Source organism: Rhizobium sp. Rhizsp82 (assembly GCF_047325115.1).
Classification (GTDB): Bacteria; Pseudomonadota; Alphaproteobacteria; order Rhizobiales; family Rhizobiaceae; genus Rhizobium.
On record NZ_CP168570.1, the window covers coordinates 1,346,573 to 1,370,107 of the forward strand.

At 61.4% G+C, this 23,535-nt stretch carries 21 protein-coding genes and 1 tRNA gene; 9 read left to right on the plus strand and 13 right to left on the minus strand.

Features of this window, described 5'->3' with window-relative positions:
* Nucleotide 1: 1 nt before the first annotated feature.
* From ACEN84_RS11330 to ACEN84_RS11355, 6 genes are all read right to left on the minus strand, one after another.
* On the minus strand, nt 2–976 hold the full coding sequence (locus ACEN84_RS11330; RefSeq protein WP_112713573.1) for an ABC transporter permease: 975 nt from the start codon (nt 974–976) through the stop codon (nt 2–4).
* Nucleotides 977–1,004: 28 nt separating this feature from the next.
* A complete protein-coding gene (locus ACEN84_RS11335) occupies nt 1,005–2,558 on the minus strand; it encodes a sugar ABC transporter ATP-binding protein (protein ID WP_112713571.1) in 1,554 nt (517 codons plus the stop codon).
* 121 nt (nt 2,559–2,679) lie between these two features.
* A complete protein-coding gene (locus ACEN84_RS11340) occupies nt 2,680–3,666 on the minus strand; it encodes an ABC transporter substrate-binding protein (RefSeq protein ID WP_112713569.1) in 987 nt (328 codons plus the stop codon).
* 210 nt (nt 3,667–3,876) lie between these two features.
* Nucleotides 3,877–4,323 (minus strand): RbsD/FucU family protein, encoded by a 447-nt coding sequence (locus tag ACEN84_RS11345; protein ID WP_130279144.1) that lies wholly within the window; start codon nt 4,321–4,323, stop codon nt 3,877–3,879.
* A 9-nt stretch (nt 4,324–4,332) separates the two neighbouring features.
* Nucleotides 4,333–5,352, minus strand: coding sequence for an aldo/keto reductase (locus ACEN84_RS11350; RefSeq protein WP_413710913.1), 1,020 nt, complete (start codon nt 5,350–5,352; stop codon nt 4,333–4,335).
* A gap of 33 nt (nt 5,353–5,385) precedes the next feature.
* Nucleotides 5,386–6,888 (minus strand): UxaA family hydrolase, encoded by a 1,503-nt coding sequence (locus tag ACEN84_RS11355; protein ID WP_413710914.1) that lies wholly within the window; start codon nt 6,886–6,888, stop codon nt 5,386–5,388.
* 228 nt (nt 6,889–7,116) lie between these two features.
* Between ACEN84_RS11355 and ACEN84_RS11360 the strand changes: the two genes are divergently transcribed.
* Nucleotides 7,117–8,013, plus strand: coding sequence for a GntR family transcriptional regulator (locus tag ACEN84_RS11360; protein WP_130279141.1), 897 nt, complete (start codon nt 7,117–7,119; stop codon nt 8,011–8,013).
* Between the two features lie 3 nt (nt 8,014–8,016).
* On the opposite strand, the gene ACEN84_RS11365 is transcribed toward ACEN84_RS11360, so the two are convergent.
* From ACEN84_RS11365 to ACEN84_RS11380, 4 genes are all read right to left on the minus strand, one after another.
* Nucleotides 8,017–9,507: an MDR family MFS transporter gene (locus tag ACEN84_RS11365; protein ID WP_413710915.1), complete on the minus strand. Its 1,491-nt coding sequence runs from the start codon at nt 9,505–9,507 to the stop codon at nt 8,017–8,019.
* Nucleotides 9,508–9,701: 194 nt separating this feature from the next.
* Nucleotides 9,702–10,505 carry a hypothetical protein gene (locus ACEN84_RS11370; protein ID WP_130279139.1) on the minus strand — a complete coding sequence of 268 codons (804 nt, stop codon included), beginning with the start codon at nt 10,503–10,505 and terminating at the stop codon, nt 9,702–9,704.
* A 211-nt stretch (nt 10,506–10,716) separates the two neighbouring features.
* Nucleotides 10,717–10,792: transfer RNA gene (locus tag ACEN84_RS11375), tRNA-Thr, on the minus strand.
* A 120-nt stretch (nt 10,793–10,912) separates the two neighbouring features.
* Nucleotides 10,913–11,872, minus strand: a complete 960-nt coding sequence (locus ACEN84_RS11380; protein ID WP_413710916.1) for an NAD(P)H-dependent flavin oxidoreductase — start codon at nt 11,870–11,872, stop codon at nt 10,913–10,915.
* A 254-nt stretch (nt 11,873–12,126) separates the two neighbouring features.
* Between ACEN84_RS11380 and ACEN84_RS11385 the strand changes: the two genes are divergently transcribed.
* Entirely contained in the window at nt 12,127–13,335 is a 1,209-nt protein-coding gene (locus ACEN84_RS11385; RefSeq protein ID WP_413710917.1) for a regulator, read from the plus strand.
* Between the two features lie 9 nt (nt 13,336–13,344).
* Here ACEN84_RS11385 and ACEN84_RS11390 read toward each other — a convergent pair whose 3' ends face one another.
* Together ACEN84_RS11390 and ppk2 are read right to left on the minus strand one after the other, a co-directional pair.
* Nucleotides 13,345–13,767 (minus strand): hypothetical protein, encoded by a 423-nt coding sequence (locus ACEN84_RS11390; RefSeq protein ID WP_413710918.1) that lies wholly within the window; start codon nt 13,765–13,767, stop codon nt 13,345–13,347.
* Nucleotides 13,768–13,775: 8 nt separating this feature from the next.
* Nucleotides 13,776–14,657: a polyphosphate kinase 2 gene (ppk2, locus tag ACEN84_RS11395; protein ID WP_413710919.1), complete on the minus strand. Its 882-nt coding sequence runs from the start codon at nt 14,655–14,657 to the stop codon at nt 13,776–13,778.
* A 238-nt stretch (nt 14,658–14,895) separates the two neighbouring features.
* Here ppk2 and phoR point away from each other — a divergent pair, with 238 nt between their 5' ends.
* The 7 genes from phoR (at nt 14,896) to phoB (ending at nt 22,616) form a co-directional block, all read left to right on the plus strand.
* Entirely contained in the window at nt 14,896–16,116 is a 1,221-nt protein-coding gene (phoR, locus tag ACEN84_RS11400; protein WP_112713546.1) for a phosphate regulon sensor histidine kinase PhoR, read from the plus strand.
* 199 nt (nt 16,117–16,315) lie between these two features.
* Complete coding sequence (locus ACEN84_RS11405; protein ID WP_112713544.1) at nt 16,316–17,350, plus strand: substrate-binding domain-containing protein; 1,035 nt, start codon at nt 16,316–16,318, stop codon at nt 17,348–17,350.
* Between the two features lie 159 nt (nt 17,351–17,509).
* The gene (gene pstC, locus ACEN84_RS11410; RefSeq protein WP_112713542.1) at nt 17,510–18,991 is read left to right on the plus strand and encodes a phosphate ABC transporter permease subunit PstC; all 1,482 of its coding nucleotides are present in this window, start codon (nt 17,510–17,512) and stop codon (nt 18,989–18,991) included.
* The gene (gene pstA / locus ACEN84_RS11415; RefSeq protein ID WP_413710920.1) at nt 18,988–20,310 is read left to right on the plus strand and encodes a phosphate ABC transporter permease PstA; all 1,323 of its coding nucleotides are present in this window, start codon (nt 18,988–18,990) and stop codon (nt 20,308–20,310) included. The genes pstC and pstA overlap by 4 nt, the downstream gene beginning before the upstream one ends.
* A gap of 15 nt (nt 20,311–20,325) precedes the next feature.
* Nucleotides 20,326–21,141: a phosphate ABC transporter ATP-binding protein PstB gene (pstB, locus tag ACEN84_RS11420; RefSeq protein ID WP_112713538.1), complete on the plus strand. Its 816-nt coding sequence runs from the start codon at nt 20,326–20,328 to the stop codon at nt 21,139–21,141.
* A 44-nt stretch (nt 21,142–21,185) separates the two neighbouring features.
* Nucleotides 21,186–21,899, plus strand: a complete 714-nt coding sequence (phoU, locus tag ACEN84_RS11425) for a phosphate signaling complex protein PhoU (RefSeq protein ID WP_112713536.1) — start codon at nt 21,186–21,188, stop codon at nt 21,897–21,899.
* Between the two features lie 33 nt (nt 21,900–21,932).
* Entirely contained in the window at nt 21,933–22,616 is a 684-nt protein-coding gene (gene phoB, locus ACEN84_RS11430) for a phosphate regulon transcriptional regulator PhoB (protein WP_112713534.1), read from the plus strand.
* An 84-nt stretch (nt 22,617–22,700) separates the two neighbouring features.
* Here the strand turns inward: phoB and ACEN84_RS11435 are convergent, their stop codons facing one another.
* Nucleotides 22,701–23,234: a GcrA family cell cycle regulator gene (locus tag ACEN84_RS11435; RefSeq protein WP_112713532.1), complete on the minus strand. Its 534-nt coding sequence runs from the start codon at nt 23,232–23,234 to the stop codon at nt 22,701–22,703.
* Nucleotides 23,235–23,535: the final 301 nt, after the last annotated feature.

Consider the following 23,535-nt stretch of genomic DNA (forward strand, 5'->3'; position numbering starts at 1 on the left):
CTTAGACGCTCCGGCGGCGGCGCAGCTGGTCGAAATAGACGATCACGATGATCAGAAGACCGGTGATGATGCGCTGCCAGAAGGAGTTGACGTTCAAGAGGTTGGCGCCGTTGTTGATGGTCGCCAGAATGAAGGCGCCGATCAGCGGGCCGTGAACCGAGCCGACAGCACCAAAGAGCGACGTGCCGCCGATAACCGACGAGGCGATCGCCTGCAATTCCCAGCCATCAGCCTGTGTCGCGTTACCAATGGCGATACGCGAGGCGAGCAGCACGCCGACGAAAGCGGCGAAGGTGGCCGAGAGGATGTAGGCGAGGAAGATCATCCGGTTGACGTTGACGCCGGAGAGGCGAGCGGCTTCCGCATTCGAGCCGACGGCGAAGAGGTAGCGTCCCCAGCGGCTTAGATGCAGGAAGACGAAACTCGGCACCGCTACCAGGATGACCATCCAGAACAGGCTCGGAATACCCAGGAAGTCGGCGCGGGCGAAGTTCGAGAAGTCTTCGTTGACGATGTTGATCGACGAGCCGTTGGTGATCAGCAGGCCGACGCCGCGCAGCGATGTCAGCGTCGCCAGCGTGATGATAAAGGGCGGCAGGCCCATCTTGACGATGCCGAAGCCGTGGAACGTGCCGATCAGCACCCCGAACAGCAGAGTGATCAGGATCGCTGCCCACACCGGCACCCCTGCCTGTAGCAGCCAGGCGATGATGACACCGGCAAAGCCGACGATTGCGCCGACCGACAGGTCGATACCGGCGGTAATGATGACAAAGGTCTGCCCCAGCGCCAGAATTGCTGTCATCGAGCCCTGCCGCAGCAGGTTGCTGATGTTCAGCGGCGTCCAGAAGCTGGCCGTGAAAATTCCGAGCATTAGCCAGAGGAAGAGCAGCAGGCCGATCAGCGTCAGGCCGAAGAGGATGTTGACCTTGCGGCGTGGTGGCGGCGGTGCAATTTCGGTGGGGGTTGCAGTCACTGTTCTCTCTCCCTCTTATTCTTCTTGCTCAGACGCCGATCGCTTCGCCAAGCACTTCTTCGTGCGACGCCGCGTGGAAATCATGGCTGGCGACAAGCTTGCCGGCGCGGAATACGTGCAGCCGGTCGGCGAGCTCGTAAACCTCAGGCAGGTAGGAGGAGATCAGGATGATGCCCGCGCCTTCCTTCAGAAGTTTGGAAAACAGCCGGTAGATTTCCGCCTTGGTACCGACGTCGACACCGACGGTCGGCTCGTCGAAGATGAACAGCCGCGCGCCATGGCTCAGCCACTTGCCGATGACGATCTTCTGCTGGTTGCCGCCGGACATGCTGGAGGCGTTGACGCGGCGGCTCGGCGTCTTGATGCTGAGATCGCGGATCTGCTTTTCGGCGTTGGCCGTTTCGACACTGTGGTTGATCACGGGGCCGCTGCTCAGCCGCTTGAAGACCGGCAGATTGATGTTGAGACCGATCGGCAGGTTGAGGCAGAGACCCTGATCGCGGCGGCTTTCTGGTGCCAGGGCGATGCCGAGGTCCATGGCGGCGCGCTCGTTCTTGATATCGACCTTCTTGCCCATCCAGTGGATTTCACCTGCGGTCGTCTTCTCCCGGCCGTAGAGCCCGAGCGCGAATTCGCTGCGCCCGGCGCCGATCAGGCCATAAAGCCCGACGATCTGCCCTGCCTTGACGCTCAGCGACACGTCCTCGAAACCCGGTCCCGAGAGACCGCGCACTTCGACGATCGTCTCGCCGATCGGCACTTGCTCCTTGTGATAGATCTGCTCGATCGAGCGGTTAATCATCAGGGCGATCAGTTCGTTCTCGTTGGTCTCGCCGATCAGCCGGGTGCCGACATGCGTTCCGTCGCGCAGCACCGAAACCCGGTCGGCGAGCTCGAACACTTCTTCCATGCGATGGCTGATATAGACGATCGTCACGCCTTCGGCTTGCAGACGGCGGATCAGCTTGAAGAGCTGTGCCGATTCCTGGCGCGTCAGATAGGCGGTCGGTTCGTCGAAGATCAGGAACTGCGTGCCGCGCATTGCCGCACGCGCTGTCGCGACCAGCTGCTGCTGGCCGATTGTCAGATCGCTGAGCAGCGCACCAGCAGGCAGGCCAAAGCCAAGGTCGTCGAGCACGGTCTGCGCCATGTTGACCATCTGCCGTTTGCGCATCAGGCCGAACTTGTTGACCTCGTCGCCGAGAAAGAGGTTGGCGGCGACCGTCAGATGCGGGCAGAGCACCACTTCCTGGTGAACGGCGTTGATGCCGCGGGCGATCGCCTCGTTCGGCGACGACAGGCCGACGGGATGGCCGCACCAGAGAATTTCACCGGCGGTTCTGGTGATGACGCCGGTCAGAAGCTTGATGAGGGTGGATTTGCCGGCGCCGTTTTCGCCGACGATCGCATGAATTTCACCGGCCAGAAACGTCACTGTCGCTGGTTTCAGCGCCTGGACGTAGCCGTAATTCTTCTGCAATCCCTTGAGTTCCAGAATGGGCGAACCTGCCGGAATACGGCTTGCCTCTTTCAGCGTGGCACTGTCATCGTGGCGATGACTGACCTCTTCCAGTCCGTCCATGGACCTCTCCTCCCATATGCGAATTCCGGTCCTCCACCGTCGCCCGCTCTCCATGTGCGGACGATAACACAGGTGAAGAAAAGGCCGCGCGGAATTTCTTGCGCGCGGCCTCGACTGAAGATTACTTGATCTTCGGGTTCAGAAGAGCGTCGATCTTCGGTTCAGCCATGTTGGCTTTGGTCACCAGATTGGCGCCGGTATCGACGTTCTGCTCGACCTTCTCGCCCTTGGAGACGGCCAGCGCGGTCTTGATGCCGTCGTAACCCATGCGATAGGGGTCCTGCACCACGAGACCGGCAAGTGCGCCGTCCTTCAGGAAGCCGACCGTCTTGTCGTCGCTGTCGAAGCCGATGACCTTGACCTTGTCGCCGAGCTTGTTTTCAGCAATCGCCTGACCGACGCCCTGTGCCATGATCAGGTTTGACGCGAAGACGCCAACGATGTTCGGGTTGGCAGTGATGAGGTCGGTCATCATGTTGAGGCCGGTGGTTGCCTGGCCGTCAGCATACTTGTCGGCGATGACCTTGAGGCCCGGATACTTGGTCTTGACCTGATCGAGGAAGCCTTCGCGGCGCTGTTCCAGCGAGCCGGCGCCGGCGATGCTGGTGATGATGGCGATTTCGCCTTCTTCCTTGCCGGTGGCACCCTTGATGGCAGCGGCCAGACCGTCGGCAGCGATGCGGCCGCCCTGGACGTTGTCGGTGGTCAGGAACGACTTGAAGGCCTTGGAGTCAGCGCCGGAGTCGATACCGATGATCGGAACGGACTTGGCAGCTTCGTCGATCGGCTTGCCGAGCGCCTTGAATTCGGTCGGCGAGATGACGACAGCCGCCGGCTTGCCGGCAACGGCGTTTTCGAGGATGCTGATCTGGCCGTTGACGTCGGATTCAGACTGTGCGCCGAGTTCCGGTACCTTGACGCCGAGATCGGTGCCGGCCTTGCGGGCGCCGGCCAGAACGATCTGCCAGTAGAAGGACGTGGTGTCCTTGACGATGATCGGGATCGTCACGTCGGCAGCGAAGGACGCGGCCGGCATTGTGGTTGCGATCATCGCTGCGCCTGCGAGCGCCGTGAAGCTACGGCGCGACAGAAGGGACTTCATTTTCATTGCGGGTTCTCCTCCCAAGTTGCGTTCTCCTCCAGGAAACCAGACCGCTGAACGCAGGCGGACGATTTTTATCGATAAAAAACATTTGCTCGATGAAGCTAGCTGAGGCCTTTTGAAATTGCAAGTGGGGCAATTTCGCCTTTTTTGCTCTCTTCAATCCTTCGTAAGCTTATGTTTTTCCATCAATTCAAAGATGCTCTAAAATTACAATCAGCCGCGATAGACCTCTTCGGGAAGAACGACGCCTTTCTTCAGGATCAGATTGCCGTAGAGCCGGAATTCGGTTGTCGCGACGATATAGGCGGCCTTGCGCGAACGCTCGTAGAAGGCGAAGCGCTCCAGCGTAGCGATGCGGAAGTCGCCGGCCTTGCGATCGACGATCGCCTGGAACTCCTTGCAAACTTCAGGCACGGCGGCGGCATCGCCGACCACTTCCATGCGCCAGGCGCTTTCCGGCACGAAAGTGTCAAGCGGGAAATGCGTCAGGATCGCCTCGGCCATATCGGTCGCCGAAACGCCATCGGCGCGGATCATCTCCGGTCCCATGCTGGCCGACGGAAAGTTGGCGTCGGCGATGACGATCTCGTCGCCATGCCCCATCCTGGCGATCGCCAGAAGCAGATCGGGGCTGAGGACGGGATGGATACCCTTGAGCATGCTTCACTCCTATACGCGGACGGCATCGCTGCCCAAGGGCTTGGCGACCAGCGTCTGGCTTTCGAATTCTGGATAGATGCTGTCCGGCAGCCGCGGCTCGAAGAGCTGCATGTTGCGGTCGACGCTCGATGCCTTGGCGGTGCCGATCAGCACCGACGAGACGATCGGGTCGCGCAGCGGAAACTGCAGGGCAGGCGCGGCCAGCGGCACGCCGTGGCGCTTGGCGATCTCTTCCATGGCCGTGACCTTGGCGGCGACGTCAGGCGTCGGCGCCATATAGTCGAAATGCGCGCCGGGGACGGGGCCGGTTGCCAGGATACCTGAGTTGAAGACGCCGCCGACCACGAGCGTCGTGCCCTTCTCGCGGCAAAGCGGGATCAGTTCTGCGACCGCGGAACGGTCGAGCAGCGTGTAACGCCCGGCCATCAGGATCACGTCGATATCGGCATTGCGCATGACATCGAGGCAGACGGGCACCTCGTTGACGCCGAGACCGAATGCCTTGATCGCGCCGCTGGATTTTAGCTGGTCCAGCGCCTTGATGCCGCTGTCGAGCAGTTGCTTCTGGTAGATCGCATTCTTGGCCGCGCCATGCGTATAGCCGCCGATATCGTGGACATAGAGAATGTCGATGCGGTTGAGGCCGAGGCGCGCATAGCTGAACTCGACCGAGCGCATGATGCCGTCATAGGAATAGTCGTAATCCGCATCGAAGGAGAGCGGATCGACATAGCTATAGTCAGGAACGGTGCCCGTCGGGACCGGCCGCAGCAGGCGCCCGACCTTGCTCGACAGCACGTAGTCATTTTCCGGCTTCGCCCGCAGGAAATCGCCGACATAGCGCTCGCCGAGGCCGAGGCCATACCAGGGCGCGACGTCGAAATAGCGGATATCAGCCGACCAGGCGGCTTCCAGCGTTTCCATGGCCTGGTCGCGCGGGCAGGCGCGGTAAAGGCCGCCGAGAGCTGCGGCGCCGAAACTGATTTCGGTCACCTGCAGATCCGTCTTGCCGATCCTCCTCGTCTTCATCATTCCTCCTCTGAAGACTTGTGCAGCTTTATATTAGAGCGTCGCTCCGAGATGCCATGGCACGAATTCGTTATCGCCGTAGCCAAACTCTTCGCTCTTGGTCTTCTTGCCCGATGCGGTGTCGATGATCAGTTCGAAGATCTCGCGGCCCTTGCCGGAGATCGTCGCGTCACCCGATGCGATCGTGCCGCAGTCGATATCCATGTCCTCTTCCATCGCCGCATAGAGTGCCGAATTGCTCGACAGCTTCAGCGACGGGGCGGGGCGACAGCCGAAGCAGCTGCCGCGTCCCGTGGTGAAGGCGATCATGTTGGCGCCGCCGGCCACCTGGCCGGTTGCCGAAACCGGGTCGTATCCAGGCGTATCCATGAAGACGAGGCCGGATGCGGTGACGCGCTCGGCATAGCCATAGACGGCCGTCAGCGGCGAGCGACCGCCCTTGGCGACAGCGCCGAGCGACTTCTCGAGAATGGTCGTCAGGCCGCCGCGCTTGTTGCCGGGCGAGGGGTTGTTGTCGAGCGATGCGCCATGCAGGCCGACATACTTCTCCCACCAGACGATTTTTTCGTCGAGCTTCCGGGCGACATCGTCGCTGACGGCGCGGCTGCGCAGCAGGTGTTCGGCGCCATAGATTTCCGAGGTTTCGGAGAGAATGGAGGTGCCACCTGCCGCCGCCAGCAGGTCGGCTGCAACGCCGAGCGCCGGATTGGCGGTGATGCCGGAAAAGCCATCCGAGCCGCCGCACTGCAGGCCGATGATGATGTCGCCGATCGGCAGCGCCACGCGACGCTCCTTGCCAACATCGGCAGCGATCTCGCGCAGCATGCCCATGGCGCGTTCGACGGCCCGGCGAGAGCCGCCGGCATCCTGAATGTTGAAATGGCGCTTGGTGTCACCGGCACCGCTTTGGCCGTAGAGCGTCAGCTGGTTGACCTCGCAGCCGAGGCCGATCATCAGCACGCCGCCGAAATTGACGTGGCGCGTGTAGCCGGCAAGCGTCCGGTGCAGAACGGCCATGCCGTCGCCGGTCGAGCTCATGCCGCAGCCCTGGTCGTGAACGATCGGCACGAAGCCGTCGATGCCTTCGTAATGCGGCAGGATCGTGCGGTTCGCCTCGTCCGCGATCGCCCGGCAGACGGTGGTGGAACAGTTCACACTGGCGATGATGCCGATATAGTTGCGGGTGGCCGAGCGGCCGTCGGCGCGCTTGTAGCCCATGAAGGTGCGCGCCTTGTCTTCGGCGGTTGCCGCTTCCGGTGCGGAATTGGCGGTCGCCGCCAGGCGGTCGTTCTCGAAATGCAGATTGTGGCTGTGAACGTGATCGCCGGCCTTCACGTCCGCGGTCGTGCGGCCGATCGCCTGTCCGTACTTGACCACGGCGCTGCCGGACGGGATATCGGCGATGGCGACCTTGTGGCCGGGATCGATCTTCTGGCGCGCGGCAACGCCGGCGACGATGGCTCCGGGCTCGATCGCCGCCGTTGCGACGGCAACGTTATCTCCGGCCGAAAGGATGAGCCAAGGCAGTTTATCCAATTTACTTCTCCCTGAGGAAACGCTCGCTGCATCGGCGAAATGCGCATTGATTTTGTTTTTTATCTACAATAAACATTTTCAAGTCAACGGGAATATTGTTCCTGTGGACGAGGGAGGCAAACAGCCGCAAGCGATCCAGAATAATATAAGGATTGCAATAGATAAGCTCCCGGCGCACCGGCCGCACCATCGCGTGCGCCGATAGCGGACGGGCAGGAGCGGGGTCGCATGGCAAGACAGAATACAGTCTTCAAGGAAGCATACAATCGCTATGCCGCCGCATTGCGTCCTGAGGCCGCACTTCCGTCGGAGCCTGAAATCGCGGCCCAGCTCGGCATCAGCCGCAGCACCGCCCGCGCCATCCTCACGAGGCTGAGCGACGAGGGCATCATCCGCTGGAACAAGCGCCAGAAAGTGGTGCTCCGCGCCCCGACCGCCAAGGATCTCTTTCCCTCCGAGGAAACGGATTCACTGCACGACATCATCGAGCGCAGCTTCATGCAGCGCATTCTTTCGGATGATGCGGCGCCGGGCATGCAGATCAACGAGCTCGAGCTTGCCCGCGAGATCGGCACCGGTACGACCAGCGTCCGCGAATTCCTGATCCGCTTCTCCCGCTTCGGCTTGATCGAGAAGCGCCCGAACAGCCACTGGATCCTGAAGGGCTTCACCCGCGAATTCGCTCTGGAGCTCGCCGACGTGCGCGAGATGTTCGAGCTGCATTCCGCCGCCGATTTCGGCAGGCTGCCGAAGGATCACGCGGCCTGGACCGACCTTGCGGCGATCAAGCAGGATCACCTCGACGTGCTCTCCGACATGGATCAGCGCTACAAGGAATTCTCCGCCCTCGACGAGCGCTTCCATCTTCTCATTCACCGCGCCTCGAAAAACCGCTTCATTGCCGATTTCTACGACGCGATCGCCATCATCTTCCACTATCACTACCAGTGGAACAAGGCCGCCGCCCGCCAGCGCAACGAGCGCGCCATTCACGAGCATCTCGACTATATAGCCGCCCTGGAATCAGGCGATCAGGCCCAGATCGATTTCTCGGCGCGTCTGCACCTACGCTCGGCCCGCCAGACCCTGCTGCAATCGCTGCCGCAGAATCCGGCCGACGCCTGACTGTTAATGTGAGGCCGCCTCGCTGGCGGGAACGCTGGTCGTCTTGCGGCCATGGTGGCCGACTGGGATCAGCCAGGTCGAAACCAGCGTCATGACGGCGACGACGACGATGCCCCAGAAGCTCCAGTGCAGCGACGCATCGAAGATGCCGCGGACGACAGGATCGCCTGCAAGCTCCGTCAGCCCCGTCGGCTGGTTCAGGACATTGTGCAGGTTATCGGCGGTATCGCCGCTCGCATAGTGATTGATACCGGCATTCAGGATCGCGCCGAGAACCGTGGCGCCGAGCGTATTGCCGAGGCTGCGGGCAAAGATGATCGACGCTGTGGCGCTGCCGCGCATCGACCATTCGACGCTGTCCTGCACCAGCGCGATACTGGTGAGATTGATGAGCCCCATGCCGAAGCCCATGAAGAACGAACCGGCGCCGGCGACGATGGGCGAACTATCCGGCGTCAGGAACAACAGGAAGAGCGCGCCGAACGGGAAGAGCAGGCTGCCGAAGCGCAGCGTGTTGCGGATGCCGAAAGCCTTGAACAGCTTGCTCGACATCATCACCGACAGCGGCCAGCCGACGACGAGCATGGTCAGCGTGAACCCGGCAACGATCGGCGAACGGCCGAGCACGCCCTGAATATAGACCGGCAGAATGGTGGAGAGGCCGATCAGCGCCATGCCGGCGAGCAGCATGCAGATATTGCTGGTCGCCACGAGACGGCGGCTCCAGAGTGCGATCGAGATGATCGGTTCCGGCGCGCGCTTTTCCTGCCAGAAAAACAGGGCGCCCGAGATCACGAAGACAGCGGCGAGCGACAGCAGGATCCAGGCTTCGGCATCCGTATCGGTGAGGATGACCAGCAGCGCGATGATGGCGATCGAGAAGAGGATGGAGCCGAGATAGTCGATGCTCGCCTGCTTGTGCGCCACGGTTTCCTTGAGGAACAGCGAGAAGGCGATGATCGAAAAGATGCCGATCGGCAGGTTGATCCAGAAAATCCAGGCCCAGGAGATGTTGTCGACGATGATGCCGCCGGCGAGCGGCCCGACGACCGCCGATGTGGCCCAGACGGTCGCCATGATGCCCTGAACGCGGCCGCGCTCCTCCAGCTTGAAGAGGTCGCCGATGATCGTCATCGTCACCGGTTGAATGGCGCCGGCGCCGAGCCCCTGCAGCAGGCGAAACAGGATGAGCGAGGTCATCGACCAGGCGAGGCCGCACAGCAACGAGCCGATCAGGAACACGACGATGCCGGCGATCAGCACCGGCTTGCGGCCGAAGATATCGGAAAGCTTGCCGTAGATGACAGTCGTCGTCGATTGCGCCAGCAGGAAGGCCGAAAAGACCCAGCTGTAATAGGTAAAGCCGCCGAGCTGTCCGACGATCCGCGGCATGGCGGTCGCGACGATCGTGGCTTCGATCGCCACCATGAAGGTGGCAAACATGATGGTCGCGACAACGAGAACGCGGTTCGAGCGCTGGGCCGTATCAGACATGACTTACCTTTCAGGATGCTTCGCGGCAGGCCGTCAGAGGGCGGCTCGGCAGAAGGGGGCAGTGCCGGCGCGAAGTGCTGCTTTGGTTTTTAGGCCCTAGCTGCTGCTGCTGTAAAGGTAATTATCCGTACAGTTACAAAAGCCCGGCCGCCGCAGCGTTGGTCTCGCTGCGGCGGCCGGGAATGGTTTCAAGCTTAGAACGACGAGCCGCGCCAGATCGGGCCGTTGCCCTCTTCGTCCTTCAGGCTGCTCGAGCCGAAGTGATAGCGCATGCCGACGAGGAAGTTGTTGGCGATGTCGCTGTCGCTGCCGAAGCCGTCGACAGAGAGCTTGGCATGCTCGAAGCGGTAACCGGCATAGAAGGAAACCGGTGTGCCATCCGGCCGGTAATTGCCGATCGCCGAGATCTTCCAGACATCGGCCGTCTCAACATCGTCCTGATACCGGTCGAACGCAACTTCGGCATCGGCACGGATATTGTCGGTGAAGAAGTAGCGCATCCCGGCGCGGCCGGCATAGTGATCGTAGTCGAACCCGCCGATATCGGTCGTGCCAAGGCCGGCCTGACCATAGATGGTCATGTCGGTGCCGAGCCATGCGGCTTCCAGGCCGCCGAGATAGTCGCGGGCCGTCGTATCAGGCAGGAAACGCGATTCAAACCGGCCGGTCTGGCCGAAGACGCCGACCGCATAGTTGCTGTCCGGCCGGTAATAGACATGCAGCGTGCCGCCGATATTGTCGTTCCAGCCGAATTCCTGCAGATAGGAATGCGCATAGTCGGCATCCGCCTGCAGGTTGAGCCCGGTGTCGGAGCTCGCATTCATCGATCCGCGCAACCGCCACGAGTGGCTGTCGAGATCCGTATCCCGCGAAGACCCAGCCTCGAAACCGCCCTCGACATAGCCGGTAAAGCGGCTCGCCGTCGCCGGCGTCGTTGCCGGTTCATCCAGCAAAAACTTCGGCACCATCACGTCGTTGGGCGCCAGATCAGCAGCCAAAGCGCCCTGCGCAGCAAGCAACGAAATGCCCGGACCCAACATCCAAGCCGCCAAAACCTTCATCGAAGCAGTCCCCCAGTAATCAAAACTGGCAAGACCGTATCAACCAAGGGTTAACCATGTATTTCAATCATTGCGTAATCAAACAAAAACTGAACAAACCCATAGGCTGTAGTTTTTGCGAAGGGGAAGAGTGCGTCGGGAGAGAGAATGGTGCCGCTTACGTGACTCGAACACGTGACCCCATCATTACGAATGATGTGCTCTACCGACTGAGCTAAAGCGGCAATCCAGGCGGGCGAAGCGTTCGGCCCGCGATTTGCATGGCGCTGATACAGGCATTGTTTGAAGATTTCAAGCGCCGTCTGATCGCTTTGGTAAAAAAGAACGGCGCTGTGGAAATCCGTTCAAAGCGAGAGGCGGGTGCGGGCGGCGTGGTACTCGCTCTCGAGGCGGCCGACCAGCTTGGCGACTGGCTCGACGGCCTTGATGGCGCCGATGCCCTGGCCGCTGCCCCAGATATCCTTCCAGGCCTTGGCGCCGCCGACGGCCTGTTCGAAATCCATCTTCGAGGGATCGGCAACCGGCAGATTGTCGGGATCGAGGCCGACGGCCTTTACCGAAGGCTTCAGGTAATTTCCGTGCACGCCGGTGAAATAGTTGGAATAGACGATATCGTTGGCGGCGCCCTCTACGATGGCGTTCTTGTAAGCGTCGCTTGCGCGAGCTTCTTCGGTGGCGATGAAGGGGGTGCCGATATAGGCCACGTCGGCGCCCATCGCCTGCGCCGCCAGGATCGCACCGCCATTGGCGATCGCGCCGGCGAGCAGCAGAGGCCCGTCGAACCATTCACGGATTTCCTGGACGAGCGCGAAGGGCGAAAGCGTGCCCGCGTGGCCGCCGGCGCCGGCGGCGACCGCGATCAGCCCGTCGGCGCCTTTGCGGATCGCCGAATTGGCGTGCCGGTTGTTGATGACGTCGTGCAGCACGATGCCGCCATAGGAATGCACCGCGGCATTCACCTCCGGCACCGCGCCGAGCGAGGAGATGACGACCGGCACCTTGTATTTCACGCAAAGCCTGAGATCGTGCTCAAGGCGCTTGTTCGACATATGGACGATCTGGTTGACGGCGAAGGGGGCTGCCGGTCTGTCGGGATTGGCGGCATTATGGGCGGCGAGATCCTCGGTGATCATTGCCAGCCACTCGTCAAGCTGGCTTTCGGGGCGGGCGTTGAGCGCCGGAAAGGCGCCGATCACCCCTGCCTTGCACTGCGCCAGCGTCAGCGCCGGATGCGAGATGATGAACAGCGGCGAGGCCACGACCGGCAGGCGCAGGTTCTTCGTCAGGATTTCGGGCAGGGCCATGAGATCACCATCAATTGACGTTTACGGAAGCGTCAATCTGATAACAGAGTTCCATCGCGCCGAAAAGGCCACCCAGCTGGGCAGGCTACCGATTTCGCGATTTTCGGATATTCTGAAAGGCGGCGTTTTCCCCTGCCGATCGGCCGGGCGGCGCGCCGGAGGCTTGCGGTTTGGCGCTGTTGCCGCTACCGGATTTTGTTAGGCATTTGTAAAGATTTGAGCGGAATGCCGGTTTCAAGAGTGAAGGATCGCACGTGAGCGGATTAGAAACGGCCATCAGAACTGCGCTTGGCAATTCCGATCGCGACAATCCCGAGATCCGCGCCAGAATCTATCAGTCTGCCCGCCAGGCGCTGGAAGCGGGGCTGCGCAAGCAGGACATTACCGACCGCGAGGCGATCGCCCATCACCGCCACCGTCTGGAAACCACGATCCACATGATCGAGGCCGAGGAGCGCGAGCGCATGCATCCGCGCCAGGGGCCGCCGGAAGTGCCGGTTCCGCCGGTTGTCGATGTCCCCGAGCCCGTCCATCACCAGGTTGAGCCGGAGGCTCCGGCGCCGGAACTCGCTGGCGAGACCCGCTATGCCGAAGAGCCGCGCCGTGCCTATGACGACGCTAGCCTTGATGGAGTGCATGCCGGCGAGGCCGATCATCTGGGTGCAGCGCCCGCGGACGAAGAGAGCTTCGCCGCCGAGCGCCGGGCGCCGTCTGCCGCCGCCAATATGGATTTCCGCCCGGAAGGAGCGGCCAAGCGCCGCAAGCCGCGCAAGATCTTCTCGCGCCTGCTCGTCTGGTGCGTGCTGATCGCCTTCGTCGGCACCGGCGCCTGGTGGGCGCACAAGTCCGGCCTGCTCTTGACGGCGCAGGAGCGCGACACCAGCGTCGCCAATCCGCCGGCCAGCACCCAGCCCGAAGATTTCGACGGCAGCGACAGCCAGACCGCCGACAATAGCAATAATGCCGGTACGCATACCGATCAGCCGGTCACGATCGACCCGCAGAACAGCTTCTCGGCTGCCTGGATCGAAGTCTTCAAGGCCTCGGATGCCGGCAAGATCGAGAACGGTGCCCAGGCGCGCACCGAAAACATCACCGAAAATGACGAGGCGGCCGTCCGCCTGATCTCGCAGAGCAACGGCGCCGATGGCAATATCGCCATTCCTGTCGCAGCCGATGTACTGCAGCAGCTAGCGGGCAAGTCCTCGACCATCGCCATTACCCTGCAGTCGACGAGCGATGAGCCGACGCAGATCACCGTCGAGTGCAATTTCCAGACGCTCGGCAATTGCGCCCGCCATCGCTTCAGTGTGACGCGCGAAAAGTCGGATGTGCTGGTTCAGGTCAATTTCGACCGGTCGCTGGCGCCGAGCTCGGCTGGAAAACTGCTGATCAACAGCGATGTCGACGGCAAGGCTCGCGGCATCAACCTCTACGCCGTCCGCATCCTGCCTGGCCAATAAGCCGCCGCGTCAGGTGCCGGGTGCCTGGCTGAGCAGGATCGAGAGGTCCTGCGGCGTATCCTCGACGATGCCGTCGAAACCGCAGCTTTCGCGCACGATCAATGCTGGAGCGCCATTGGTCAGTTTCAGGCCGACGATGACGTTGTTGTAGCCATCCCAGATCTGCGGCGCCGGTTTGTAGCGCCGTTCCCAGCGCGCTTCGATGATGGGGGCGGCAAGCGGCTTTCCTGATAGCACCTGCTCGATTTCCAGGCGGAACAGCGCATCCTTCTGCTCGGGACGCGCCTGATAGCCGACGACCTTGGCGCGGACGATCGCATCGGAGCGGTAGAGCACGCTGTAATCGACATCCTGCAGCAGCACGCAGGCCTGCGCCTCAGCCGCCAGCCCCATCATCACGAGTAGTCCGCCGATTACAGCCGCAGGCCGCATCTTCACTCCTATTTCAGAAAGCCCGGACCCCAGCCGATGATCTTCTCATCCAGCTCGCCGATCGCCTTCTCGTCCTTGCCGTTATAATCCATCGTCTTCAGCATGTGACGGATGAGATTGAGACGGGCGCGCCGCTTGTCGTTGGCGCGGATGACGGTCCAGGGCGCTGCGTCCGTATGCGTTGCCTTCAGCATCCGGTCGCGCTTGTCGCTGTAGTCGCCCCATTTCGTCAGTGCCGCGATATCCATGGAAGATAGCTTCCAAACCTTGAGCGGATCGTGCCGCCGGTCATGAAAGCGCTTCAGCTGCATTTCGCGGCCGATATCGAGGTAGAACTTGAAGAGATAGATGCCCTCATGGGCGATGACCTTTTCGAGCAGCGGCGCCTGCTCGAGAAAATCCTCGTATTGCTTCGGTGTGCAGAAGCCCATGACCGGCTCGACGCCGGCGCGGTTATACCAGGAACGGTCGAAGAGCACGAATTCACCGGCCGTTGGAAACTGGGCGATATAGCGCTGGAAATACCACTGCCCGAGCTCGCGGTCGTTCGGCTTGGCGAGTGCCACGACGCGCGCAAGGCGGGGGTTCATCTTGCCGGAGGAGGCCGAGATCGCGCCGCCCTTGCCGGCCGCATCGCGTCCCTCGAAGACGGCCATGACGCGCTTGCCGGTCGCCTGCAGCCAGAACTGCACCTTGACGAGCTCCACCTGAAGCTTCTCGAGATCTTCGAGATACTCTTCTTCCTTCAGCTTCTTCTTGTAGGGAAAGTCGCCGGATTCGAGTGCCTTTTCGTCGATCCAGGCAGGCAGCACCGGATCGTCCACGTCGAAGACGCGCTTCTTGCCTCTGATATCCAGTTCGACTGCGCGGCTCTCGACATCTTCGGCCATCATTTCCTCCCGGCGCTTCGGCTTCTGAGCAGGCGATCATATTTCGCGTTAAAAATCAAATTGCTCGCCGCGGTATGAAAATAGTTGTGTGTTTCCACTGCGGCTTTTTCGCTTGGTGGAAGCAGTCGAAAACTTCTGTCATGAATCACGGCTATCAGGCAAAGTTTGAAGCAATGATTGCGACTGAAAGCCGGGCGAGGGGCAAGTGGAAGAGGAAATGCCGTGGACATCGGGGCTGATGGCCCGCATCAGGCAGGAACGCCCCGTGCTTCTTGCCGCTCTGGTCATCGGGCTGGTGGCGCTGGTTTCGGGGATGAACAAATGGGGCGTGCTGGCGCTCGTCGTCCTGATGCTGCTCGTCGTCGTCATGAATGCCGAGCCGGCAGTACAGGCCAAGCTCGCCGAAATCCCTGAGCCTGAGCCGGAAGCGCCGAAGAGCCGCCTGCCTGAAGTGGCGGCCACACTTGCCGGGCTCGATATCCCTGTCATGGTTCTCTCCGGCGATGCCTCGGTGCTGTTCCAGAACCGCGCGGCCGAAAAGGCCTTCGGCGAGATGATCATCGGCGCGCATCTTTCGGCGCGCCTGCGCTCGCCCGGCATTCTCGACATGGTGCGCGAAACGATCGCCACCAATGCGCCGAACCAGATCGAGCATTCCGAGCGGCTTCCTTCCGAGCGGGTCTATATCGTCCGCAGCGCCCCGATCGATCTCGGTGAGGGGGAGGGTGGCGAGCGTTTCTTCATGCTTTCCTTCCGCGATATTTCGGAAGTCCGCCGCATCGACCGTATGCGCTCGGATTTCGTCGCCAATGCCAGCCATGAGCTGCGCACGCCGCTTGCCTCGTTGCGCGGCTTCATCGAGACTATCCAGGGGCCGGCCAAGAACGATGCCAAGGCGCAGGAACGCTTCCTTGGCATCATGTTCGACCAGACGACCCGCATGAGCCGTCTCGTGGACGATCTGCTGTCGCTGTCGCGGCTTGAGTTGAAGTCGCATATCGCGCCCGACGAAAAGGTCGATCTCGTGCCGCTGCTCGGCCATGTCCGGGATTCCCTGCAGCCGCTGGCGAAGGATGTCGGCGTCGAGATCAATCTCAATCTGCCGGAAGGCCGGGCGGAGGTGCTCGGCGATCGAGACGAGCTGGTGCAGGTCTTCGAGAACCTGATCGAAAACGCCTGCAAATACGGCCAGGAAGGCAAGACGGTCGACGTCTCGATTAAGAACGGCCAGGGCCAGCCTGTCGAAGTCACCGTCGCGGACCGAGGGCCTGGCATCCCCGCCGAGCATGTGCCGCGCCTTACCGAGCGCTTCTACCGCGTCAATATCGAGGACAGCCGCTCGAAAAAGGGGACCGGTCTAGGGCTTGCCATCGTCAAGCATATCCTGACCCGCCATCGTGCACGGCTGATCGTTAAGTCCGAGGTTGGCAAGGGAACGGCCTTTACCGTGCGGTTTTGACATAAAGCCGCAACACACCCATTACATCGAAAAATTTTGTCTATGAATTTCAATATTTTAGACTGTCACAAATGTTTCACCAAAGTGACATAAAAGCTCTGTGCATCAGGGGCTAAAGAGTGGCTGCCGATGAAAAAAGGCAATGCGAGGGCCCTGGGGGGCCTGCCCACACAAAGCCCAATGCCGGGAGATTTTTCTGATGAACACGCTTAAACTCACCGTTGCCGCTCTCGCCGCAACCGTTGCCTTTGCAGGCGCTGCAGCCGCTCGCGACCAGATCCAGGTTGCCGGTTCGTCCACCGTTCTGCCTTACGCCAAGATCGTTGCCGAGTCCTTCGGCGAAACCTTCACCAACTTCAAGACGCCGGTTGTTGAATCTGGCGGCACGGGCGCTGGCCTCAAGGAATTCTGCAAGGGCGTCGGCGAAGACACGATCGACGTTGCCAACGCTTCGCGTCCGATCAACAAGAACGAAATGGAAGCCTGCAAGGCTGCCGGCGTAACGGACATCCAGGAAGTCAAGATCGGTTATGACGGTATCGTCTTCGCAACCGACGCTTCCAACCCCGACGTCGCTTACGTTCCGGAAGATCTCTACAAGGCTCTGGCCGCTCAGGTCGTCGTTGACGGCAAGCTCGTTGCCAACCCCTACAAGAAGTGGTCGGAAGTCAACCCGAAGCTCCCGGCTGTTGATATCGCTGCCTACATCCCGGGCGAAAAGCACGGCACCCGCGAAGTCTTCGAACTGAACGTTCTCGCTGCAGGCTGCAAGGCTTCGGGCGCTCAGGAAGTTATCGCCAAGGAAATCACCGACAAGGCTGCTCAGGCCAAGGCTTGCGTTGCAGTCCGTAAGGACGGCGCTGCAGTCGACATCGACGGCGACTATCCGGAAACGCTGGCACGCATCGCTGCCAACAAGACCGGCGTTGGCGTCTTCGGTCTCTCCTTCTACGAAAACAACGCTGACAAGCTCAAGGTCGCGACCATGAGCGGCATCGTTCCGTCGACCGAGACCATCTCGAACGGCACCTACCCGGTTTCCCGCCCGCTGTTCTTCTACGTCAAGAAGGCACATCTCGGCGCCGTCCCGGGCCTGAAGGAATACGTCAACTTCTTCGTATCCGACCAGATGATCGGCCCTGACAGCCCGCTCGTCGAATACGGCCTGGTTGCTGCTCCGGACGCCGAGCGCGAAGAAATCCGCAAGGCCGTCGAAGCCGAAAAGACCATGTAATGCATAAGCTGGCGCGGCATCAGGGGGTGCCGCGCCGGTTTTCTAATGACAGTACCCTTGCCGCTGCATGGCAAGGTTTTGAGTTTGTCCATGATTGGGAAGCTGTGCGGGGACATCGCCGCATATGCTCTTGGGGCTGAGCGCCTGGGGACGTAAAGAATGAGCACATCCATTATACTCTTGTGTCTCGTGGTGTTCGGCGCGCTGGCCTATGTGGCCGCCCGCAGCCGTGCCACGGCGCTTGCCGGGGGCAAGTCTTCCGCGCTGCATTCGCGGCCGGGTTATTACGGCGCCTATGCCGCCATCTGGGCCGTCCTTCCGGCCCTCGTCGTTCTCTGTGTCTGGCTCGCCGCCAGCCCGGGCATCATCGAATCCACCGTCCGCAATGCCTTCCCTGAAGATGTGAAGGCCAAGAGTGCTGCCGAGCAGGACTTGAGCTACAGCATGGTCGCCACCATCGGCCGCGGCTTCAATCTGCTGACGGCTGACGAGCTCACCGCGCTCGGTGCCGACACCAAGGCCGTCCAGGCCAAGCTCAACGAAAAGGGCGTTCCGCTCGCCGGCGAGCCGCAGCCCTACATGCTGGACGCCGCCAAGCTGCTGAACGCCGAAAGCGCCGGCAGCCGCCTGATCATGAGCGCCATCGTGCTGGTGCTTGCCGTTGCCGGTGCGCTCTATGCGCTGCGCGGCATCACGCCCCGCTTCCGCGCCCGCAACCGCGTCGAGCGCGTCATGCTCTGGGGTCTGCTCCTGGCATCCTCGATCGCCATTCTGACGACGATCGGCATCGTTCTGTCGATGCTGTCGGAAGCCCTGCGCTTCTTCGCCAGCGTCCCACCGCTCGAATTCTTCTTCGGCACGGTCTGGGATCCGCGCTTTGCCGGCGCCGGCAGCTCGTCGGAAGGCCAGTTCGGCCTCATCCCGCTGCTGCTCGGCACGCTCTATATCGGCCTCGTCGCCATGCTGGTCGCCGTTCCGGTCGGCCTGTTTGCGGCGATCTACATGGCCGAATATGCCTCGCCGAAGCTTCGCTCGCTTGCAAAGCCGCTGCTCGAAGTTCTGGCCGGTATTCCGACCATCGTCTACGGCTTCTTCGCCCTCGTCACCGTCGGCCCGTTCCTGCGCGATCTTTCCTCGCAGGTCAGCGGCCTCCTGACGGGCAACTACACGAACTTCATCCAGGCACAGAGCGTTCTGACCGCCGGTATCGTCATGGGCATCATGCTGATCCCATACGTCTCCTCGCTGTCGGACGACATCATCACCGCCGTGCCGCGTGCCCTGCGTGACGGTTCGCTTGGCCTCGGTGCCACGCGTTCCGAAACCATCAAGAAGGTAGTGCTTCCCGCTGCTCTCCCGGGCATCGTCGGCGCGCTGCTGATGACCGCTTCGCGCGCCATCGGCGAAACCATGATCGTCGTGCTGGCAGCCGGTGTCGCCGCCCGCATGCAGATCAATCCCTTCGAGCCGATGACCACGGTGACGGTCAAGATCGTCAACCAGCTGACGGGTGACCTTGAATTCACCTCGCCGCAGACGCTCGTCGCCTTCGCGCTCGGCATCACGCTCTTCTTGATCACGCTTTGCCTCAATATCTACGCGCTCTATATCGTGCGCAAATACCGGGAGCAGTACGAATGACGAATATCGCTTCTCCGGTTTCCGGCACTCTCGTATCCAAGGCGCCTGCGCGCCGCGACATCGGCATCAAGCGCCGCTATGCCGCCGAACGCCGCTTCCAGGCTTACGGCATGGCCGCTATCGCTTTCGGCCTGATCTTCCTGGTCATCCTGCTGTCGACGGTCATCCGTCAGGGCTACACGGCCTTCCAGCAGACCGCGATCTCGCTGCCGATCGAGTTCACTGAGAAGACGATCGATCCGGGCAACAAGCGCGCGACCGATCCGTCCGTCCTGATCGCCGCCAATTACGGCGCCCTGCTGCGTGACGCCATCGTCAAGCAGCTCAACATCAACGCATCGAGCCGTCCCGACGTGCGCGATGCCTCGGCGATGCTCTCCAAGGGCGCTCCGATCCAGCTGCGCGACATGGTCGTCGCCGACCCGTCGATCATCGGCAAGACGATCAACGTTACGGTTCTCGCCGACGCCAATGTCGACAGCGCCAACAAGGGCCAGATCGATCTCTCCGTCGATGAGAAGAACCGCAAGGTCAACGACAAGCAGGTTGGCTGGATGAACGAACTGAAGTCGAGCGGCGCTCTCTTCAAGCAGTTCAACACGGGCATCTTCGTCAACGGCAATTCCAGCCGTCCTGAAGCGGCCGGTCTCGGCGTCGCCCTCATCGGCTCGCTCTACCTGATGCTGATCGTTCTCGTGCTGTCGCTGCCGATCGGTGTCGCCGCCTCGATCTATCTCGAGGAGTTCGCACCGAAGAACCGGCTGACCGACCTGATCGAGGTCAATATCAACAACCTCGCTGCCGTTCCCTCGATCGTCTACGGTCTGCTTGGTCTCTCTGTGTTCATCAACTTCATGGGCATGCCGCGCTCGGCCTCGCTGGTCGGCGGTCTGGTGCTCACGCTGATGACGCTGCCGACGATCATCATCGCGACGCGTGCAGCTCTTCGCGCCGTCCCGCCGTCGATCCGCTCGGCCGCTCTCGGCCTCGGCGCTTCGAAGATGCAGATGGTGTTCCACCATGTGCTGCCGCTCGCCATGCCGGGCATCCTGACCGGCACCATCATCGGCCTGGCGCACGCGCTCGGCGAAACCGCGCCGCTTCTGCTGATCGGCATGGTCGCCTTCGTCGCCAATGCACCGGCCACGCCTCTCGACCCGTCCACCGCGCTCCCCGTCCAGGTCTACATGTGGGCCAACGAAGCCGAACGCGCCTTCGTGGAACGTACGTCGGGTGCCATCATCGTCCTCCTCCTGTTCCTGATCGTCATGAACCTCGGAGCCATCCTCTTGCGCCGTCGCTTTGAGCGCCGCTGGTAAACGGAGTAAAACCCAATGAACATGTTGACAGAAGCAGCAGTTGAAAAGGCTCTGGACCAGAAGATGAACAGCATTCCCTACAAGATGATCGGCCAGGACGTTTCCGTCTATTACGGCGAAAAGCGCGCCCTCTTCGACGTCAAGCTGAACATCCGCGAAAACACCGTTACGGCGCTCATCGGCCCGTCCGGCTGCGGCAAGTCCACCTTCCTGCGCAGCCTGAACCGCATGAACGACACGATCGACAATTGCCGCGTCACCGGCAAGATCACGCTCGATGGCGACGATATCTACGATCCGGATATCGACGTCGTCGAACTGCGCGCCCGCGTCGGCATGGTGTTCCAGAAGCCGAACCCGTTTCCGAAGTCGATCTATGAGAACGTTGCCTACGGCCCGCGCATCCATGGTCTTGCCAAGACCAAGGCCGACATGGACCAGATCGTCGAGACCAGCCTGCAACGCGCCGGCCTCTGGAACGAGGTCAAGGACCGCGTTCATGAATCCGGCACCGGCCTCTCCGGCGGTCAGCAGCAGCGCCTCTGCATCGCCCGCGCCGTTGCAGTCTCGCCAGAAGTCATCCTGATGGACGAGCCGTGCTCGGCACTCGACCCGATCGCCACCGCAAAGGTTGAGGAGCTGATCCACGAGCTGCGCGAAGCCTACACGATCGTCATCGTCACGCACTCCATGCAGCAGGCCGCCCGCGTCTCGCAGCGCACGGCCATGTTCCACCTCGGCAACCTCGTCGAGGAGAACGATACCGACAAGATGTTCACCAATCCGGACGATCCGCGCACCCAGGATTACATCATGGGCCGCTTCGGCTGATCTTTGGCGTCACGACCCCCGATAGACACTCAAGGACTTTCCCCATGGCATCGACACATATTTTTTCTGCGTATGACGAAGACCTGAAGTTCCTCTCGCGCCGCATTTCCGAAATGGGCGGCCTGGCCGAGCAGATGGTTTCCGACGCTGTCCGCGCTCTCGTCAACGGCGACGCGGCACTGGCGCAGAAGGTCATCTCCGACGACGTGATCCTCGATCACGCCGAGCGCGAGATCAACGACAAGGCGATCGTCACCATCGCCCGCCGCCAGCCGATGGCGTCGGACCTGCGCGAGATCATGGGTTCGATCCGCATCGCCGCTGACCTCGAGCGTGTCGGCGATCTCGGCAAGAACACCGCCAAGCGCGTCATCGCCGTGCAAAGCACCGGCGTTCCGCGCAAGCTCGCCCGTGGCCTGGAGCATCTCTCCGAGCTCGCTCTCGTCCAGCTGAAGGAAGTGCTCGACGTCTACACGACGCGCGCTGCCGACAAGGCGAAGTCGATCCGCGAGCGCGACGAGGAAATCGACGCGATGTACACGTCGCTGTTTCGCGAGCTCCTCACCTACATGATGGAAGATCCGCGCAACATCACCAGCTGCACGCATCTGCTCTTCTGCGCCAAGAACATCGAGCGTATCGGCGACCACGCCACCAACATTGCTGAAACCATCTACTACATGGCGACCGGCGCTCAGCCGGAAGGCGAGCGTCCGAAGGACGACACCGCCAACACCGTCGGCGCGGTAACGGAATAATCATCCGGACCGGGCCTCAGGAGACAGAATAGAATGATCCCGAGAGTTGCAGTCGTTGAAGACGAAGAAGCACTGAGCGTGCTTCTTCGCTACAATCTCGAAGCCGAAGGTTTCGAAGTCGATACCATCCTGCGCGGCGACGAGGCGGAAATCCGCCTTCAGGAGCGCACGCCGGACCTTCTTATCCTCGATTGGATGCTGCCTGGCGTATCAGGCATCGAGCTCTGCCGCCGGCTGCGCATGCGCCCGGAAACCGAGCGTCTGCCGATCATCATGCTGACGGCGCGCGGCGAAGAGAGCGAGCGCGTCCGCGGCCTGTCGACCGGCGCGGACGACTATGTCGTCAAGCCGTTCTCGACGCCCGAGCTCGTTGCCCGCGTCAAGGCGATGCTGCGCCGCGCCAAGCCGGAAGTTCTTTCGACCGTGCTGAAGTGCGGCGATATCGAACTCGACCGCGAAACGCACCGGGTTCACCGCAAGACCCGCGAAGTCCGTCTCGGGCCGACCGAGTTTCGTCTTCTGGAGTTCCTGATGTCGTCGCCGGGTCGCGTCTTCTCGCGCTCGCAACTGCTCGATGGCGTCTGGGGTCACGACATCTATGTCGACGAGCGTACCGTTGATGTCCATGTCGGCCGCCTGCGCAAGGCGCTCAACTTCTCGAACATGCAGGATGTCATCCGCACCGTCCGCGGTGCCGGTTATTCCATGGAAGCCTGAGTGATCAAGGAGGCTACGGCCTCCTGACACGCAGATACAAAAAAACGGGCCGAAAGGCCCGTTTTTCGTTTGTCTTTACCCGGCTCAGTTTGCCCGGGCTGCGGCCCTGCGGCGATCATTGACCGGCTGATAAGCCAGGCGCTGGTGATAGGTGCAGTAGGGCGAAGAATCCGGGCTTTCGCAGCCGCAGAAATGGAAATCGTCCTTCAGCGGATCGCCGACCGGCCACTTGCAAGTGCGCTCGGTCAGTTCCGTCAGGCCGAGACGGCGCGAGATCGGCACGACAACGTTGGAAGCCGGACGATATTCCATCTCCTCCATGACGTCGATTTCGATCTCTTCCTTCAGCATCGTTGCGCCCTGCGGGCGGGCAACGGTGCGGGTCGTCATGCGCGATGCATAGTTCGGAGCGCGCGGTGCCGAAGTCGTGCGCTTCGGAGCCCGTGCCGCCGTCGCATTGCCGCCGGCCTTGGCACGGCCCGGCAGTGCCAGACGGTGAACCTTGCCGATAACGGCATTCCGGCTCACGCCTCCAAGTTGCGCCGCGATCTGGCTCGCGCTCAACCCTTCGGACCACAGTTTCTTGAGTTTCTCGACCCGCTCGTCTGTCCAGTTCATGCCCTGTGTCTCCGCCGTTTAAGCGTTGTGAAGGCAGAATCCTTCACCGTTTGCCCCGGATGAATCCGACACAAGAAACGCTTGACTAATTTTGGTGACTAGTTCCGCCGCATGCAGTCTAGTAATTGAGTTTTAACCTAGTGTGAGGCTGACTCCGTGACAAGAGTCGCGGGAATCCGGATGAATCGAATTTCAAGTTTTCCCCAACTTGCTTCCCCACAGAGTCATTTCTGCAACATTAGCTGTTGATGAAACGCGACATCGCTTGAGCGTCACCCAGAAGCCACGAAAGCCGTAGTTT

Coding starts and splice junctions, on each gene's coding strand:
- ACEN84_RS11335 (WP_112713571.1), bottom strand. CDS start 2,558: ATGGACGGACTGGAAGAGGTCAGTCATCGCCACGATGACAGTGCCACG.
- ACEN84_RS11340 (WP_112713569.1), bottom strand. CDS start 3,666: ATGAAAATGAAGTCCCTTCTGTCGCGCCGTAGCTTCACGGCGCTCGCA.
- ACEN84_RS11345 (WP_130279144.1), bottom strand. CDS start 4,323: ATGCTCAAGGGTATCCATCCCGTCCTCAGCCCCGATCTGCTTCTGGCG.
- ACEN84_RS11350 (WP_413710913.1), bottom strand. CDS start 5,352: ATGAAGACGAGGAGGATCGGCAAGACGGATCTGCAGGTGACCGAAATC.
- ACEN84_RS11360 (WP_130279141.1), top strand. CDS start 7,117: ATGGCAAGACAGAATACAGTCTTCAAGGAAGCATACAATCGCTATGCC.
- ACEN84_RS11365 (WP_413710915.1), bottom strand. CDS start 9,507: ATGTCTGATACGGCCCAGCGCTCGAACCGCGTTCTCGTTGTCGCGACC.
- ACEN84_RS11380 (WP_413710916.1), bottom strand. CDS start 11,872: ATGGCCCTGCCCGAAATCCTGACGAAGAACCTGCGCCTGCCGGTCGTG.
- ACEN84_RS11390 (WP_413710918.1), bottom strand. CDS start 13,767: ATGCGGCCTGCGGCTGTAATCGGCGGACTACTCGTGATGATGGGGCTG.
- ppk2 (WP_413710919.1), bottom strand. CDS start 14,657: ATGGCCGAAGATGTCGAGAGCCGCGCAGTCGAACTGGATATCAGAGGC.
- phoR (WP_112713546.1), top strand. CDS start 14,896: ATGGCCCGCATCAGGCAGGAACGCCCCGTGCTTCTTGCCGCTCTGGTC.
- ACEN84_RS11405 (WP_112713544.1), top strand. CDS start 16,316: ATGAACACGCTTAAACTCACCGTTGCCGCTCTCGCCGCAACCGTTGCC.
- pstC (WP_112713542.1), top strand. CDS start 17,510: ATGAGCACATCCATTATACTCTTGTGTCTCGTGGTGTTCGGCGCGCTG.
- pstA (WP_413710920.1), top strand. CDS start 18,988: ATGACGAATATCGCTTCTCCGGTTTCCGGCACTCTCGTATCCAAGGCG.
- pstB (WP_112713538.1), top strand. CDS start 20,326: ATGAACATGTTGACAGAAGCAGCAGTTGAAAAGGCTCTGGACCAGAAG.
- phoU (WP_112713536.1), top strand. CDS start 21,186: ATGGCATCGACACATATTTTTTCTGCGTATGACGAAGACCTGAAGTTC.
- phoB (WP_112713534.1), top strand. CDS start 21,933: ATGATCCCGAGAGTTGCAGTCGTTGAAGACGAAGAAGCACTGAGCGTG.
- ACEN84_RS11435 (WP_112713532.1), bottom strand. CDS start 23,234: ATGAACTGGACAGACGAGCGGGTCGAGAAACTCAAGAAACTGTGGTCC.